Source organism: Candidatus Eremiobacteraceae bacterium, assembly GCA_035710745.1.
GTDB lineage: Bacteria > Vulcanimicrobiota > Vulcanimicrobiia > Eremiobacterales > Eremiobacteraceae > JANWLL01.
This window is the reverse complement of the sequence record DASTCX010000003.1, coordinates 111,037-125,994: the sequence shown is the minus strand read 5'-3', so window position 1 is coordinate 125,994 and position 14,958 is coordinate 111,037. Positions and strand designations below refer to the sequence as shown.

13 protein-coding genes are annotated in these 14,958 nt (G+C 65.5%); 5 read left to right on the top strand and 8 right to left on the bottom strand.

Going from position 1 to position 14,958, the window contains the following annotated elements; genetic code table 11:
* Nucleotides 1-44 precede the first annotated feature (44 nt).
* The 3 genes from infB to nusA all read right to left on the bottom strand — a co-directional run bounded on the left by infB (nucleotide 45) and on the right by nusA (nucleotide 4,933).
* The gene (gene infB / locus VFO25_00720) at nucleotides 45-2,552 is read right to left on the bottom strand and encodes a translation initiation factor IF-2 (protein HET9341419.1); all 2,508 of its coding nucleotides are present in this window, start codon (nucleotides 2,550-2,552) and stop codon (nucleotides 45-47) included.
* A 313-nt stretch (nucleotides 2,553-2,865) separates the two neighbouring features.
* Entirely contained in the window at nucleotides 2,866-3,585 is a 720-nt protein-coding gene (locus VFO25_00715; protein ID HET9341418.1) for a hypothetical protein, read from the bottom strand.
* Nucleotides 3,572-4,933 (bottom strand): transcription termination factor NusA, encoded by a 1,362-nt coding sequence (gene nusA, locus VFO25_00710; protein ID HET9341417.1) that lies wholly within the window; start codon nucleotides 4,931-4,933, stop codon nucleotides 3,572-3,574. Before nusA ends, VFO25_00715 begins: the two co-directional genes overlap by 14 nt.
* Nucleotides 4,934-5,106: 173 nt before the next feature.
* On the opposite strand from nusA, the gene VFO25_00705 reads away from it, so the two are divergent.
* The gene (locus tag VFO25_00705; GenBank protein HET9341416.1) at nucleotides 5,107-6,144 is read left to right on the top strand and encodes a GGDEF domain-containing protein; all 1,038 of its coding nucleotides are present in this window, start codon (nucleotides 5,107-5,109) and stop codon (nucleotides 6,142-6,144) included.
* A gap of 253 nt (nucleotides 6,145-6,397) precedes the next feature.
* Nucleotides 6,398-8,122, top strand: a complete 1,725-nt coding sequence (locus VFO25_00700; protein HET9341415.1) for a GAF domain-containing protein — start codon at nucleotides 6,398-6,400, stop codon at nucleotides 8,120-8,122.
* Between the two features lie 86 nt (nucleotides 8,123-8,208).
* On the opposite strand, the gene VFO25_00695 is transcribed toward VFO25_00700, so the two are convergent.
* Entirely contained in the window at nucleotides 8,209-9,444 is a 1,236-nt protein-coding gene (locus tag VFO25_00695; protein HET9341414.1) for a S53 family peptidase, read from the bottom strand.
* Nucleotides 9,445-9,923: 479 nt separating this feature from the next.
* On the opposite strand from VFO25_00695, the gene VFO25_00690 reads away from it, so the two are divergent.
* The 3 genes from VFO25_00690 (at nucleotide 9,924) to VFO25_00680 (ending at nucleotide 11,805) form a co-directional block, all read left to right on the top strand.
* Entirely contained in the window at nucleotides 9,924-10,247 is a 324-nt protein-coding gene (locus tag VFO25_00690) for a zinc-ribbon domain containing protein (protein ID HET9341413.1), read from the top strand.
* A 110-nt stretch (nucleotides 10,248-10,357) separates the two neighbouring features.
* Nucleotides 10,358-10,822: a TlpA disulfide reductase family protein gene (locus VFO25_00685; GenBank protein ID HET9341412.1), complete on the top strand. Its 465-nt coding sequence runs from the start codon at nucleotides 10,358-10,360 to the stop codon at nucleotides 10,820-10,822.
* Nucleotides 10,823-10,833: 11 nt separating this feature from the next.
* Nucleotides 10,834-11,805 (top strand): pyridoxal-phosphate dependent enzyme, encoded by a 972-nt coding sequence (locus VFO25_00680; protein HET9341411.1) that lies wholly within the window; start codon nucleotides 10,834-10,836, stop codon nucleotides 11,803-11,805.
* A gap of 183 nt (nucleotides 11,806-11,988) precedes the next feature.
* Here the strand turns inward: VFO25_00680 and VFO25_00675 are convergent, their stop codons facing one another.
* The 4 genes from VFO25_00675 to pxpB are packed head-to-tail and all read right to left on the bottom strand — an operon-like array spanning nucleotide 11,989 to nucleotide 14,920.
* Nucleotides 11,989-12,465, bottom strand: coding sequence for a hypothetical protein (locus VFO25_00675; GenBank protein HET9341410.1), 477 nt, complete (start codon nucleotides 12,463-12,465; stop codon nucleotides 11,989-11,991).
* Nucleotides 12,466-13,224, bottom strand: coding sequence for a 5-oxoprolinase subunit PxpA (locus VFO25_00670; GenBank protein ID HET9341409.1), 759 nt, complete (start codon nucleotides 13,222-13,224; stop codon nucleotides 12,466-12,468). It abuts the gene before it with no gap.
* A complete protein-coding gene (locus VFO25_00665; protein ID HET9341408.1) occupies nucleotides 13,221-14,225 on the bottom strand; it encodes a biotin-dependent carboxyltransferase family protein in 1,005 nt (334 codons plus the stop codon). The genes VFO25_00670 and VFO25_00665 overlap by 4 nt, the downstream gene beginning before the upstream one ends.
* On the bottom strand, nucleotides 14,222-14,920 hold the full coding sequence (gene pxpB / locus VFO25_00660) for a 5-oxoprolinase subunit PxpB (protein HET9341407.1): 699 nt from the start codon (nucleotides 14,918-14,920) through the stop codon (nucleotides 14,222-14,224). The genes VFO25_00665 and pxpB overlap by 4 nt, the downstream gene beginning before the upstream one ends.
* Nucleotides 14,921-14,958: the final 38 nt, after the last annotated feature.

The window sequence follows — 14,958 nt, the reverse complement described above, 5'->3', positions numbered from 1 at the left end:
GACCGTTAAGGTCGACCGCTCCAGTCGAGTCTAAAGCTCGACCGCTACGCTGCCGGTGGAACGTCCTCGGTCGTGAAGAACTCGAAGACGTCTCCCTCTTTGACGTCGTTGAAGTTCTCGATGCCGATGCCGCACTCGAAGCCTTCAGCGACCTCGCGCGCATCGTCTTTGAATCGCTTGAGCGACGAGAGCTTGCCCTCGTAGATCTGAACGCTGTCGCGCATGACGCGGACGCCGGCGTCGCGAGTCACGCGGCCGTTGCGGACGTAGCTGCCCGCGATCGTGCCGACCTTGCTCACCTTGAAGATCCTGCGGACCTCGGCCTCGCCGAGGATGACCTCGCGCGTCTGCGGCTTGAGCATGCCCGACATCGCCGCCTTGACCTCGTCGATGACGTTGTAGATGACGTCGTAGAGCCGCACGTCGACGCCTTCTTGCTGCGCTTTGCGTGCGATCGCCGCATCCGGCCGGATGTTGAAGCCGATGATGATGGCGCTGCTCGCGCTCGCGAGCACGACGTCCGATTCGTTGATCCCGCCTACGCCTGCGTGGATGACGCGTGTCCGGACCTCTTCGTTCGCGAGCCCGTCGAGCTGCGAGCGAAGCGCCTCGAGCGAGCCTTGAGCATCGGCACGGATGATGAGGTTGAGATCCTTGACGACGCCCTCTTTCGCCGCGGCGAGGAAGCCGTCGAGCGTGACGGGCCGTCGCGCCGTCGCCATGCGTTGCTCGCGCTTGCGCTGGCTGCGCTTTGCCGCCAGCTCGCGCGCGTCGCGCTCGTCGGTCACGACTTCGAGCGTATCGCCGGCCGCAGGCACGTCGGATAAACCCATGATCTCGGCCGGTATCGCCGGACCGGCACGCTTGATCGAATCGAGCTTGTCGTCGAAGAGCGCGCGGACGCGCCCCCACGTCGCACCGACGACGACCGTGTCGCCCGAGCGTAGCGTGCCGTTCTTGACGAGCACGGTCGCGACGGGACCGCGCGAGCGGTCGAGTCGCGCTTCGATGATGACGCCCTGTGCGCGGCGGTTCTTGTTCGCCTTGAGTTCGAGCAGATCGGCGTTGAGCAGCACCATCTCGAGCAGCGCGTCGATGCCGGTCTTCTGCTTCGCGGAGACGGGGATAAACTGCGTCGTGCCGCCCCAGTCTTCGGGCGTCAGTCCGTAGTCGGAGAGCTGCTGTTTGACGCGATCGACGTTCGCGTTCGGTTTGTCGACTTTGTTGACCGCGACGACGATAGGCACGTTCGCGGCCTTCGCGTGATTCATCGCCTCGATCGTCTGCGGCATGACGCCGTCGTCGGCGGCCACGACGAGGATCGCGACGTCGGTCACCTTCGCACCGCGCGCACGCATCTCGGTGAATGCTTCGTGGCCCGGCGTATCGATGAACGTCACCTTGCGCTCGCCGACATCGACCGTATACGCGCCGATGCGCTGCGTGATACCGCCCGCTTCGCCTGCGGCGACCTTCGTCTCGCGGATCGCGTCGAGGAGCGACGTCTTGCCGTGGTCAACGTGGCCGAGCACCGTGACGACCGGCGGCCGCGGCGTGAGCGAACCCGGCGGATCGGCGTCGGTGAGGATCTCGACCGTCTCTTCGTCGGCCTCTTTGACCGCCGCGTTGAAGCCGAAGCGGCGTGCGACTTGCTGCGCGACGTCGGGTGCGACGTGCTGGTTGACCGTCGCCATCGTGCCCATCTTGATGAGCTGACCGATGACCTGGCCCGCCGGCACGCTCATCGCCGAGGCGAGTTGCTGCACGGTTATAAGATCGGGTATCTCGAGATCTTTGAGGACCGTCGGCTCGGCGGTGGGCGCTGCCGCGGCGCGATGCGGCTGCTGTTTCTTGAGCAGGTTCTCGCGCTCGCGCTCTTTGCGTGCGCGCTCGAGCTCTTCTTTCGACTTTCTGCGCGCACCCGGAGCCGGGCCGCTCGGGCCTGACATGGGACCGGGAGCCGGCCGTCCGCCCGGCGGCATCGGGCGCGGTGCGCCAGGACGCATCATGCCCGGACGAAGCGGTACGCCACGGTTGCCCGGCGGCACGCCCATACCGGGGCGCCCGACGATGGGCCGAGGTGCGGGCCGCTGCTGTATCGGGCCAGCCGCCGGCACTTGCTTTATCGATGGCGACGGCGCGGTCGGATCCGCCGAGGCGGCCGGAGCGATCTTATGATGGATAGGCGACGGCGCTTTACGACGTGGCGGGACCACGCGAAGCACCGGCGACGCCGGTTCGACTTGCGCTGCCGGGGTTTCGACGACGGGTTTCGCGGGCGCTGGACGCTCGGGCGTTTCGACGACGGCGGTCTCCGCTTTCGCGGGCGCGCCATTGCCGGCCACCGCTGCTTTCTTCGGAACCGTCTTGTGCGTCTTCGCGGCTTCGGCGAGATCGCCGCCAAGCACGCCTTTGACGATGCGCGCGCGGTGCTCGTCGATGACGCTCATGTGCGTCGACGCACGAATGCCCACCTTGCCGAGGAGGGCGATAGTGTCTTTACTCGAGAGATTGAGCTCTTTCGCGAGCTCGTGTACTCGTACTGTTGCCATGATTTCGGCCGCGCTTCTTAGCGGCCTAACGGTTCCTCCGGCCAGCCAACTTCAACCAAACCTCGGTATCTCTTGTTCTTCCCCAGTTTTTCCTTGCACGTTTTCGAGCACAGATAGGCGCCACGCCCCGCTAACCGGGCAGCGGGGTCGGCCCGCCAGCCCGAGTCGGGGATGCGGACGAAGCGCATGAGGATTCTCTTCGCCGCGCGCGTCCGGCAGCCGACGCACTGCCGGATCGGGACGTGGACGCCGGTGTGTCCGGCAGTCTCAAGTGTCTTCGAATGGTTCGCCGTGGCGTCCGTGATGTCTTGCCCTACTGCCCCGGCGGTGCGAACATGGAATCCGGCAGCGAGATGTTGTCGTCGACCGACGTCACCGACGCCGGCGTGCCGATCGACCCATCCGAATTGATCGTCTGGATGGTGCGCGGATATAACTCGCCGAGCGGCCCTTCGTCAAGAGGCCCGACATCGAAGAGATGTGACCAATTCCCCACGACGACTCGCCAATATATCGGCAGGTAGGTCTTCTCGTCGACCATGATGTCGCGCCCGAACCCTGAGGCGTCGCGGACGCTGATGACGTAGAAGTCGACGCCGTGAATAGTCGTCGCGCCGGCGGTCGCGTTCATGGTTCGTGGATCGCCCACGAGGCCGAACGCCATGCCTTCGACAAATCGGCTCGCCGCGCCGTCCAAGACCGCGACCGCGCCGCTCGGCCCTTGCGCCCACGCCGTCGTGCCGTCGAAACCGATCGATATCCGCGCGTCCGCCCCATCGACCGTTATGATCTCGAGCATCTTGTCGGGTGCTTTCGCCATCGTCGTGTACGTCACGACCCGGTTACCCATGAAACCGCTCGAGGTGCGCGTCACCGATCGCAGGTTCGCGATCTTGTCGTAGTGCATCGCGAGGCCGTAGCGACGAACGAGATCCTTGATGTCGGGCACGGAGGCCGCTGCGCGCGACGCCCCCGGCGCGAACGCGATGACGCAGATCACGGCTGCAGCGGCGCCTAACCTAGCTGCGTTCACCCGCACCTTCCGGCGTCTCTTCGGCTGCGGTCTGTTCGCCCGTGGTCTCTTCAGCGGCGGTCTCTTCGTCGCCGCCGAGCGTCATGCGCTGAAGCTCTTGGAGCTTGCGGATCAGTTCCTCATCTTGTGCGAGCATCTCGGGCGTCAGCTCGACGCCGGTCTGCTCGGCAGCGACTTCGGCCATCGCGGCGAGTTCTTCGCGCTCTTGGTCTTCTTCGACGCGCTGCGCGACGACCTCGGCCCACTGCTCCTCGTTGTGGATGTCGATCTTCCATCCCGTAAGGCGCGCGGCGAGCCGGACGTTCTGACCTTCTTTGCCGATCGCCAGCGATAGCTGGTAGTCCGGCACGACGACCTCGGCGAGATGTTCGCGCTCGTCGAGGTGCACTTCGATGACTTTCGCAGGCTGCAGCGCGTTCGCGACGTACGCTTTCGGGTCGGCCGACCATTGGATGACGTCGATCTTTTCGCCGTGGAGCTCGTCGCTGATATTGTTGACGCGCGAGCTGCGCGGGCCGAGGCACGCGCCGACGGCGTCGATGTCGTCGGCCTCGGTGTACACCGCGACCTTCGAGCGCGAGCCTGCCTCGCGAGCGACGCCTTTGATCTGGACGAGACCTTGATTGACTTCCGGAACTTCTTGCTTGAAAAGTTCGGCGACGAGCTGCGGGTGGCTGCGCGACACGATGATCTGCGGACCGCGGTTCGTCTTGCGCACTTCCATGACGTAAACGCGGACGCGAGCGCCGATGCGGAACGACTCGCGCGGCACTTGTTCGGAAAGCGGGAGTATCGCTTCGGCCTTCTTGTCGAGGTCGATGAGCATATTGCGTTGTTCGTAGCGCAGGACGTTGCCGTTCGTCAGCGTGTCGACTTTGTCGTTGAACTCGTCGAACACCATGTCGCGCTCGGCCTCGCGGATGCGCTGGACGATGACCTGCTTCGCCGTCTGAGCGGCGATGCGCCCGAACTCTTTCGGCGTCACCTCGATGTCGAAGTTCGATCCGATCTCGTATTTGTCGCCCGCGTCGGCCTTCGAGATCTCCATGACCGGATCGGTGACTTCCTCGACGACGGTGCGCCGCGCGAACACGCGGTACGAGCCGTCTTGCCGGTCGACGACGACGACGGGATTGCCCGCCGCTTCAGCCTCTTTGACGAAGTTGCGCTTGTACGCGGAGACGAGTGCAGCTTCGAGCGCCTCGATGAGCACTTCGAACGAAAGCCCGCGATCGCGCTCGAGCTCGCGCAGCGCGTTGATGAGCTCTTGATTGGGCGTGGTCGGTCCCGTGACGGCCGCTGCCTGCGAGCCGCTCGCCGCCTTTTTCACTGTCTTGCGTGGACTCATCGGTTCCTGAAGCCTAGACTAGCAAAGGAGCGGGTTCAAACCCACTCCTCTTGGTTAACCAGCGGTATTGTATCACGAATAGGGGTGGTTTACAACCCCCGAGGAGCCGCCGATAACCCGCGGAACGGGTGCGTTTGCGATGCGCGCCCAGCTAAGGACGGCGAGGAATTTCAGTGCGCAAGAAGTCGAAGCGGACGACCTTCACGGCGAAGCCGCTGCGGCGCTTCCCCGGCGAAGCCACGTGGCGATGGCGCGCGCAGCTGCGGATGGAGCGCACCGTTTCGCCGCTCCGCATTTTCGTCATCGCGGCGACCGCGATCGCGTGGACGATCTCCGTCCATCCGCCGTCGTCGTTCGCGCTCGCCGCAAATATCGTGCTGATCGTCGCGGCGGCTCTCGCCATCTTCGATCTCGTGCTCGTCTACGGGCCGTCCGACATCGTCTCGCGCTGGCCGTGGGCTTCGACCGTTCTCGATCTCGCCTTCGTGTCGGCGTGGATCGTCGCGAGCGGTGGGTCGCAAAGCGCCTTCGTCTCGCTCGCGTTTTTCGGTTTGGCATCGGGTGTGCTCCGCAATCCACCCCGGCTCGCGGTGCCGGTCGCAGCCGCCTACGCGCTCCTCATCCTCATATGCGCCGGGCTTGCTCATTGGTACGAAGCCGTCTATGCCGTCGCGATCGGCGCCGGCCTCACATTCTGGACCGCCGTCGCCTACCGCGATCGCCGCGCGAGCTTGCGCGACGATCTCACCGGCGCGTTCACGCGCGACTACGCCGATTTTCGGCTTGACGATCTCTATAAGCAACGCGCGTTCCCGATCGCGCTTGCCGTCATCGATCTCGACGGCTTCAAAGGCGTCAACGACACGTTCGGCCATCCCGCCGGCGACAACATCCTCATCCAAGCCGTCCGCGCGATCGAAGGCGCGATCCGTCAAGGCGACCTCCTCGCGCGTTCCGGCGGCGACGAATTCACGCTCGTACTTCCGAAGACCGACGCCGAAACCGCAGCCGTCGTCGCCGATCGAGTCCGCGTCGCGATCGAGACGACGCTTTTCCGTCACAGGCGCGACATGCCGCCCGTCCGGCTCACCGCAAGTGTCGGCATCGCAGTCGCGCGCGAGTCGGCGACACGACGATCGTCGCTCATCGATCGTGCGGATGAACAGCTTTATGCCGCCAAACAAGGCGGCCGCAACCGCGTCACTATGTAACACTTATTCCTGTAGCGGTCGAGCTTTAGCTCGACCGCCGCGGCCTCGCGGAATCGCCGTTGTCCACTCCGCCATCGTTCCGCGAGGGGATGTCGCTCTCGCGGGCACGCGGCGAATCGGGATATACTAACCTACCGCCGCTGTCCTCGGCGATTTTCATCGCCTCAGAACACCCGCTTAGAGCGACATCCCCTCGCGTCACGACGCGGGACCTCAAGGCGATAACGCTGCGCGAGCGAATCTGAGGCACGAGATGGTACGGACGATAGCCGCGACTGCAATCACGGTCGTGTCGTTGGTATTGTTGGGGGTTCAGTTCGCGTCGATGACCGTCGACAGCGGCGTGCTTCCTTCGTTCGCGCCGCACGGTGCGTGCTCGCTCACGCTCGGCGAGATCGTCTCCGGCTCCGGCGTTCCTGCGATCCGGTCGGGCGATGCCGTCGACCAGAGCGCATTGCCGAGCGCTGCACGGATCTTTCTGGCGAGCGGCAGCGTGCGCGCGGGCGGGCCGATCGCCTTGCCCATCGTGCGCGATGGGCGCAGTTCGGTCGTGCAGCTCGCGACGTCGCCGCAGCCGTCATGGTCGTTCTGGTTCTTCGCGATCCTGTCGAAAGTGATCGTCTACGGCGTCGGCGCGCTCGTCTTGTGGCGCGGTCGCGACCTCGCTGCGTTCTTCTTCGGCATCTCGAGTCTCGCGATCGCCGTCGCCGTGCACCCAGAGCCGAGCTCGTGGCTCCAGCCGGATATGCAAGTCTGGTATACGATCGTCGCGCGATTGTCGGCGGACGTGGCGGCGTTCTTCCTATATCTCATGGTCGAGCGGCTGTCGGGCCAAGCGCTCTCGCGCGGATGGCTTGCGGTCGCGCGGACGGCGGTCGTCGGTGGGCTCGCGACCGACGCGATAAGCACCGTCTTCTACGTGCGCGACGTCGCCGGCGGTGTCTGTGCGTCGTCCGCGCTGGCGGCGATAGTGACGATCCCGTTCATGGTCGTCCTCGTCGCCACGCTTGCCGTGCTATCGGCGGCATATTTCGCGTCGTCGGGGACGGCGCGTCAGCGGCTCAAATGGATCTCCGCGTCCACGATCGTCGGATTCTCCGGCGTCCTCATCTACCTCGGCGCGCAGATCATCGGGCGGCCGATCACCTCGTATCCGATCATGAACATCACGATGATCGCGATCCCCGTCGGCTACTCGTACGCGATCCTGCGGCATCGCGTCATCGACGTCGGCTTCGCGATCAACCGCGCGATCGTGTTCACCGCGATCACGACGGTCGTCGTCATCGTCTTCGCGTTGCTCTCGGGCGTCATCGAACGCGCGGCGGTCGGGTCGAGCACCGGCCTCGCCCTGCAGGTCGCGGTCGCGCTTGCGCTCGCCTTGTCGTTCAATGCCCTTCAGAAGCGCGTCGAGACCGCGATCGACCGCATCTTCTTCCGGCGCAAGCACCGCGCGCAGGCCGAACTCGCGAGAGCCGCGGACGAAGCGCCGTTCGTGACTCGCGCCCAGATATTGCTCGATCGCGCCGCCGATATCGTCCGCTCCGAGCTCGGTGCTTGCGCATCGGCTGTCTACCTCGCAGACGCGGACGGCTCGTATCGACGCTGGTCCGCTTCCGGCGAAGACCTCGCTCCGAACGTCCCCATCGACGATCCGGCTTTCGTGCGTTTGCGGACCTATCTGCGCGATATCGATCTCACCGACGTCGACAGCGTCCTCGGCCGCTCGGGCTGCATCTTCCCGCTCGCCGCCCACGGACGACTCATGGGCGCACTTGTCTGCGGCGATCGGCGCTCGGAAGAGCCGTACGATCCGGACGAGCGCAGCGCGATCCGCTCGCTCGCGGCGCGCGTCTCGTCGGCCCTCGAAGGGTTGCGTGCTCGCGAGTTCGGCCTGCTCGTACGTCAGCTCGCCGAAGGCGCGCTCGACGCGGATCAGGCGCGGGCCAGAGCTCGATCGCTCATCGCCGATCTATAGGCGAACTCGAGGCGGCATCTGCGATTCAGATATAAAGGAAGAGGCGGCTCGAACAGCCGCCTCTTCCGTGCGTCGACGGTCGAGCGCTAGTAAGCGTTGTCTCCGTTCGGGGTGCCCATGCCGGTCGGGCCGTCGTACCCCGGACCTGCGGTGCAGAGGTACGTGCCGCCGCAGCTGCCGTTGCTGCCCGACGTGATGTCGTTGAGGAATCTCGAGGGCGCCTTGTAGATCGAATGGCCGTAATCGAGCTGCTTGCCGTTGCCTTTCAGCGCGTACACGCCCGCGATGAGGGGTGACGAGACACTCGTGCCGCCTTCGACGATCCATCCGTGCGCGAACTTGTACGTATCGTAGACCGCGACGCCCGTCGCGGGGTCCGCGACAGCCGACGTGTCGCCGATCGTCCGGTTCGAGCAGAGCGGATCCGTCTGCCAGGCCGGCTTCGCATAGATCGCGCTGCACCCGCTCCCGCCACCGCGCCACGCGACTTCGCTCCAGCCGCGCGCGCTGCCGTCGCGAGACAGGCGCGTGCCGCCGACCGCGACGACGAAGGTCGATGCCGCGGGGAATTGGACACCGTAACCGCTATCGCCGGTGCTCGCCGTTATTATCGCATGCCGGTGCTGGTAGTAGTGCTCGAGGCGCTGCGTACCGGTCTCGTCGCCGCCGTAGCTGTTCGAGACGACGCTTGCACCGAGCTTGACCACCGCCGAATCGACGCCGAGGCCGAGCGGGAAGTCGTTGTTCGTGTTCGCCTCGACGAGGATGATGTGGCAATTCGGACAGATCGCCGACACCATGTCCACGTCGAGCGATTCCTCGACCGACCAACCCGTCGAGTCCGGCGCCGGCAGCGGGCTCGGCTGGCCGAACTGGTTGACTTTCTGGAAGCAGCCGTTCGCCGTCGTACACGCCGGCAGGCCGAAGTTCGAGCGATAGACCGCGAGATCGGATTCTGCGTTTGGATCGTCGTACGCATCGACGACCGCAACGGTCTGACCGGTCCCCTCCGCGCCGCCGCTCGGCAAGTTGTATGCCGACACGAGATCGGACGGATGATATCCGGAAACCACGTTCGGCGACGAGCCGATGCCGCCGTAGAGGTCCGTTCGGACCCACGCGTTGCAGCGCGCATAGCCGACCTTCACAGGTCCGCAGACTTGCGCGGCGTTGCCGAACGATTGTCCGAAATATTGCACGTGCGCGATCGACGAGCCGGATTGCGCGCCGGAGATCGGCGTGACCGCGTCGTTCGTGTGGCTGCAGGCCGCGAGCGCCATGCCGAGCGCGATCGCGAACGCTGACGGGAAGAATGACTTCATCGGGGCGGATCCTCCTCAAGAATCGCGACGATAGGCGAAGTCGAGTCCGCCCAACCCGCACGAGCGAAATGGGCGCACCGCGTCGTGAACGTCTCGGTTCACCATCGTCGCGTGGCATCATGCCGCGTTCGGGTCGCGCGCACTAGGACCACCGCCTCAAAATTGATCGCGCCCGTTCGTCGCACGCGATGTGTACGATAGATGTAGTAGGCCGATCGAAGCTCGGCGGTCGCTCGAAAAGCGACCAATACGCGGGCCACTTGTCGGGACGGCCACCAAGTGCGGCCTATGACGCTTGCCTCTCGGGAGGATTAATGTTACTATCTGGAAGGTTTTGGTAGAGGCAAGGCGCTCGCGCCCCAAAGACGCCGAACAGCGGAAGCCCCAGGGTCTCCCATTCAAAACGTCGCTCGTCCGAAACGAATCACTGTGCAGCGCGCTGTTGCGTAAAACGGTGCGCAATGGGAGTTTCAACCAAGGTGTATACAGATCAACTCATCACGTGCGTGGATTGTGGACAACAGTTCACCTTCACCGCCGGCGAGCAAGAGTTCTATGCCCAAAAGGGTTTTCAGAACAAGCCGAGCCGTTGCCCGGATTGCCGGGCTGCGCGTAAAGCGCAAAAGGGCGGCGGCGGCGGCGGGCCTCGCTTTAATGGCGGCGGCGGCGGTGGCGGTCAGCGGGAGATGTTCCGCACGACCTGCAGCAGCTGCGGCGGCACGGCAGAAGTGCCGTTCCAACCGAGGGGCGACAAGCCCGTCTACTGCCGCGACTGCTTCCAAAGTCACCGGTCCTCGTACTAGCCTCTCCGCTGGGGCGTCGATGAAAGTGAGCGGCCGTCTCCGGACGGCCGTTTCGCATTTCTCAGGGAGCGGTCGAGATTTATCTCGACCGCCGCGGCCGAACGATGAGAATGAAGCTTGGCGATAGTGCACCCGCATTTGACGACCGCGTAGAGTGGCTCGATGGAGCCAAGGCTGCGCCGCGTATCGGCCTGCCGCTGCTCGTCCACTTCTGGTCTCACGGTTGCCCGTTGTGCCACGACGGCGCCGAGCTCGTCAACGAGTGGCGAGCTAAGCTCGGCGTCGAGGTGCTCGACATGATCGCCGTATTTTCGCCGCGTCCTGAGTCGACGTCGGTCGACGTCGCCGCTGTTCAGCGCGACGCGCTCGAGCTGATGCAGATGAACCATCCCTGCGCCATCGATCGGCGCGGCGAGCTGCGCGCGATTTTCGAATGCCCTTTCTCGCCCGGCTACTTCGTCTTCGACCGCGACGGGAAGCTCCGCCATCGACAGATGGGCAACAACGCCCTGGCGAGCGTCGGCGCGTTGCTCGACCGTCTCACCGTCAAGGCATCATCTTCTTCTGGAGCGTAGTAGGCGCCGTTATGCAGCACGTGCTTCCTGAAATTCATCCTATATCTATCGAAGCGATCGAGGCGGCCCGCGAGCGGATCAAGGGCACCGTCATCCGCACCCCGCTCATCCGGCTCGACCACGGCGTTCCTAAGCCTGAGATCTATCTGAAGCTTGAGAATCTCCAGCCGACCAACTCGTTCAAGCTTCGCGGCGCGGCGAATGCGGTTGCGATGCTCCCGGCCGATCGCCGCGCGGAAGGCGTTTGGACGATCAGCGCCGGCAACGCCGGTCAAGGCGTCGCCTACGCGGCGCGTCAGGCGCGCGTGCCGTGCACTGTCGTCACGATCGACACCGCGCCCGCCACGAAGGTCGAGCGCATGCAAGCGCTCGGCGCTCGGCTCGTCAAAGCGTCGTTCGACGCATGCTGGGAAGCGATGGAGAAGCGCGAGTTCCCGGGCGTCCGCGGTGCGTTCATCCATCCGTTCGACGACGACGACTTCGTCGCGGGCAACGCGACGATCGGTTTGGAGATCATGGAAGACCTTCCCGACGTCTCCGCCGTCGTCGCTGCGATCGGCGGCGGCGGACTCATCGCCGGCATCGCTTCGGGCATCAAGGCGCGATCGAAACGCGTCCGAGTGCTCGGAGCCGAACCCGAAACGGCCGCACCCGGCGCCGCATCGTTCGCGGCGAAAGCGCCGACGAAGTTCGGACGCTGGCAGGCGACGTTCGTCGACGGGGCCGGCGGCAAGAGCATCTTCCCGCGCATGTGGGATCGCATGAAGGACGTCGTCGACGGCTCGATCGTCGTGACGCTCGATGATGTGAAGCGCGCGATGCGAATCCTAGCCGAGCGCTCGCGCGTCGTCGCCGAGGGAGCCGGCGCGCTTCCGGTCGCCGCAGCACTTTCCGGCAAGGCGGGTACGGGCCCGATCGTCGCAGTCGTGTCGGGCGGCAATATCGATCTCGCCAAATTCGCAGAACTGATCGGCGCTGTGTAGTCTCGATAAGGGAGCGGTCTCGCTAAAAGGTCTCGTAGCGGTCGAGCTTTAGCTCGACCGCTACGGTCGTTCACATCGAGGTCGTTCGCGGTCGACTGTGAAGGTCGACCGCTCCATTTTATTGCCGATAAGCAAGACCGCGGCGGTCGAGATGAATCTCGACCGCTCCCCCTCTGACCGTTGTCAGCGCTTCTTCTTTAGATCGGTCGAGGGATCGTAGATCAGGTGCGCGCGTTTGATCGCTGCGAACGGGATCGGCGTCGGACCCGCGTGCGGATCGCGGATGGTCACCGCCTCGTCGGTCACGGCGTCGATCGGACCGCTGAACTCGACGCGATTGCCGATGTGAAGCGACGTTATGACTTTCGCCGGCCGGCCGCGGAAGCGGCGATAGTGCTCCGCGGTGAGCAACGGGCGCTCGAGACCGGCTGACGCCACCTCGATGCGATAGTCTTCGATCGGCGGGTCGAGCGCATCGATCCGGTTGCGGATGTAGCGGCTGATCCGTCCGCACGAATCGGTGTCCATGCCGCCTTCCCGGTCGACGATGAGGCTTAGGATTTGTGTGCGCCCTTCGCGACCCAGCTGCGTCCGCAAGACCTCAACGCCGCCGAACGCGCCGGGAACCGAAGCCGCGATCTCCTCGAGTTGCGCGCGCATCTAAGGAGCCGCCTCGAACCGCGCAACGCGAACTCCGGCACCTTCGAGCGCCGCGCGTACCGCTCGGGCGATGTCGACCGCGCCGGGCGTGTCTCCATGGATGCAAAGCGTCTGCGCGACGACTGCGATTTCGTTGCCCGATGAGCTGCGCACGCGGCCGCGGACGGCGATATCGACGGCTTGGCGGGCGGCGGCCTGAGGATCGGTGATAAGCGATCCGGCGACAGAGCGCGAGACGAGATGGCCGTCTTCGCCGTATGCACGATCGCAAAAGCCTTCCGCGATGAAAGCCACATCGGCTGATCTCGCCGCTTCCGCGAACGCCGAACCCGCCAAACCGACGAGCCGCAGATCGCCGGATCGACGCACCGCTGCCGCGATCGCATCGGCAAGGGATCGGTCGCGCGCAGCATCGTTGTACAGCGCACCGTGCGGTTTCACGTGCGTCACGCGCGAGCCGTTCGCCTTGGCGATCGTTCGGAGCACTTCGATCTGCTCGAACACGAACGCCTCGGCCTCGGCGGGTGAGACGCGCATCGTGCGGCGTCCGAAACCTTGAACGTCGGGATACGAGGGATGCGCGCCGACGGCGACGCCGTGCCGGACCGCCGATCGGACGGTCGACTCCATCGTCGACTCGTCGCCCGCGTGAAACCCGCAAGCGATGTTCGCCGACGTGACGACATCGAACATCGCGTCGTCGTCACCGAGCGACTCGCCCGCGTCGCAGTTGAGGTCGATGCGAAGCGCGGCGTTCACGACGATGCTCCTTCGGCAAAACCGCGTCCGAGGTGTGCGGTATCCGGGTCCTTCGTTGTCGCATTTGCGGCCGGTCGGATGGCACGTAGACTCACTGCCGCGGCGGCAAGCGCATCTCGTGCGCCGGTCCGGTCGACGCGCTCGAACCGGACTTCATCTCCTGGGCGCACTTGCGCCGCGAGCGGGATGTCCGCCGTGATGACGCATAGGGCGACCGGGTAACCGCCGGTCGACTGGTGTTCTGCGAGCAGCACGATCGGCGAACCGTCGCCCGGCAATTGCACGCAGCCCGCACACACTCCGGCCGAGATCGAGTCGCTTGCGCCGCCGGCGATCGCCAAGCCCTCGAGCCGCAGCCCCTGCCTGCTCGAGCGCGCGCTTCCACGGAAAGCACTTGCGAAGAGCTCGTCGATGACAGCGGCCCCGACCCGCGACGCATCGGGACCGGCGAGCGCGCGAAGCCGTAACGGCGGACGAAGCGCTAGGATCGCGCCAGACTCATACGCGGATTCCGCAACGGGCTCGGACGAAGCGACTCCCACGCTGAGCGTGTCGCCCGCCGCGAGTCGACGTCCGCCGAATCCTCCGCCGACGTCGGTGGCGGCGCTTCCGAGAACGTCGGATATCTCGATCCCGCCGGCGATCGCGAGGTACGATCGCAAGCCGCTCGCAGGCGGTCCGATCGCGATCCGGTCGCCTGCTTCTACTGCCAACGACCGCCACGAATGCTTTCGCTTCCCGTCGATCCACAGCGGCGCATCAGCTCCCGTCACCGCGATCGTCATGCGATCCATCGCATCGAACGTCGCGCCGTTCATCGTCGTCTCGATGAGCGCGCGACCGTCGGCGTTGCCGACGAGCCGATTCGCAGCGCGAGCCGAGAACCAGTCCGCCGCCCCGGACGGCGAGACGCCCAGCGCACCGACGCCGAGCCGGCCAAAATCCTGGACGCTCGCGAGTAGACCGGAGTCGCGCACCACGAGCCGGCGGGTCTCGCTCACGCCGCTCCGCCCGTGATGTCGACGCGCGCCGTCTCTTCGATGCTCGCCGCCGGCTCGAATCGCACGACGTCGCCTGGTGCGAGCAGCGCCGGCGCCGGAAGCGACGGATCGAAAAGCGGCGCGAGAGTCCGGCCAAGCAATCGCCATCCGCCAGGTGATTGCCGCGGGTAGATCCCGCATTGAAGCGCAGCCACGCCGACGCTGCCGGCGGGGACGCGCGGCCGAGGCGTCGCGAGTCGCGGCAGGGCGAGCGCGGGAGGCAAGCCGAGCAGATATGGAAAGCCCGCAAGAAAGCCGAGGAAAGCGACTCGGTAGTCCGGTTTGCAAAATGCGTCTCGGAAGCGCGCCTCGCGCATGCCGAGCTCGTGAGCGGCCGTCTCGAAGTCGACGCCCCATTCGCCGCCGAACAGGACGCCGATCGTGACGGTCCGCGCGTTCGCGCTCAACGACTCGGTCGCTGTCTCGGACGCGCCTCGCACGAGCGCCATGGCGATCGCTTGGTCGACGCGCAGCGGGTCGTAGCGGACGAGGACCGACGTGTAGGCTGGAACGATGTCGAGAAACGCGCCGCCTCCCGCTGCGTCGATGGCGCGAGCGAGCGACCAGACGCGGGAGACGACCTCGCCATCGATGCGGTCGCCGACGACGACTTGGAGCGCAGCATCGCCTACAGGCTTGATGTCGATTTCGAGCATGTCGCGTCGCCGCTTCGCGGGGGCCAAGCCGCGGCCCC

Excerpts from the sequence above, each read along its gene's own strand:
- infB (HET9341419.1), bottom strand. The coding sequence starts at position 2,552 with ATGGCAACAGTACGAGTACACGAGCTCGCGAAAGAGCTCAATCTCTCG.
- nusA (HET9341417.1), bottom strand. The coding sequence starts at position 4,933 with ATGAGTCCACGCAAGACAGTGAAAAAGGCGGCGAGCGGCTCGCAGGCA.
- VFO25_00700 (HET9341415.1), top strand. The coding sequence starts at position 6,398 with ATGGTACGGACGATAGCCGCGACTGCAATCACGGTCGTGTCGTTGGTA.
- VFO25_00695 (HET9341414.1), bottom strand. The coding sequence starts at position 9,444 with ATGAAGTCATTCTTCCCGTCAGCGTTCGCGATCGCGCTCGGCATGGCG.
- VFO25_00685 (HET9341412.1), top strand. The coding sequence starts at position 10,358 with ATGAAGCTTGGCGATAGTGCACCCGCATTTGACGACCGCGTAGAGTGG.
- VFO25_00680 (HET9341411.1), top strand. The coding sequence starts at position 10,834 with ATGCAGCACGTGCTTCCTGAAATTCATCCTATATCTATCGAAGCGATC.
- VFO25_00675 (HET9341410.1), bottom strand. The coding sequence starts at position 12,465 with ATGCGCGCGCAACTCGAGGAGATCGCGGCTTCGGTTCCCGGCGCGTTC.
- pxpB (HET9341407.1), bottom strand. The coding sequence starts at position 14,920 with ATGCTCGAAATCGACATCAAGCCTGTAGGCGATGCTGCGCTCCAAGTC.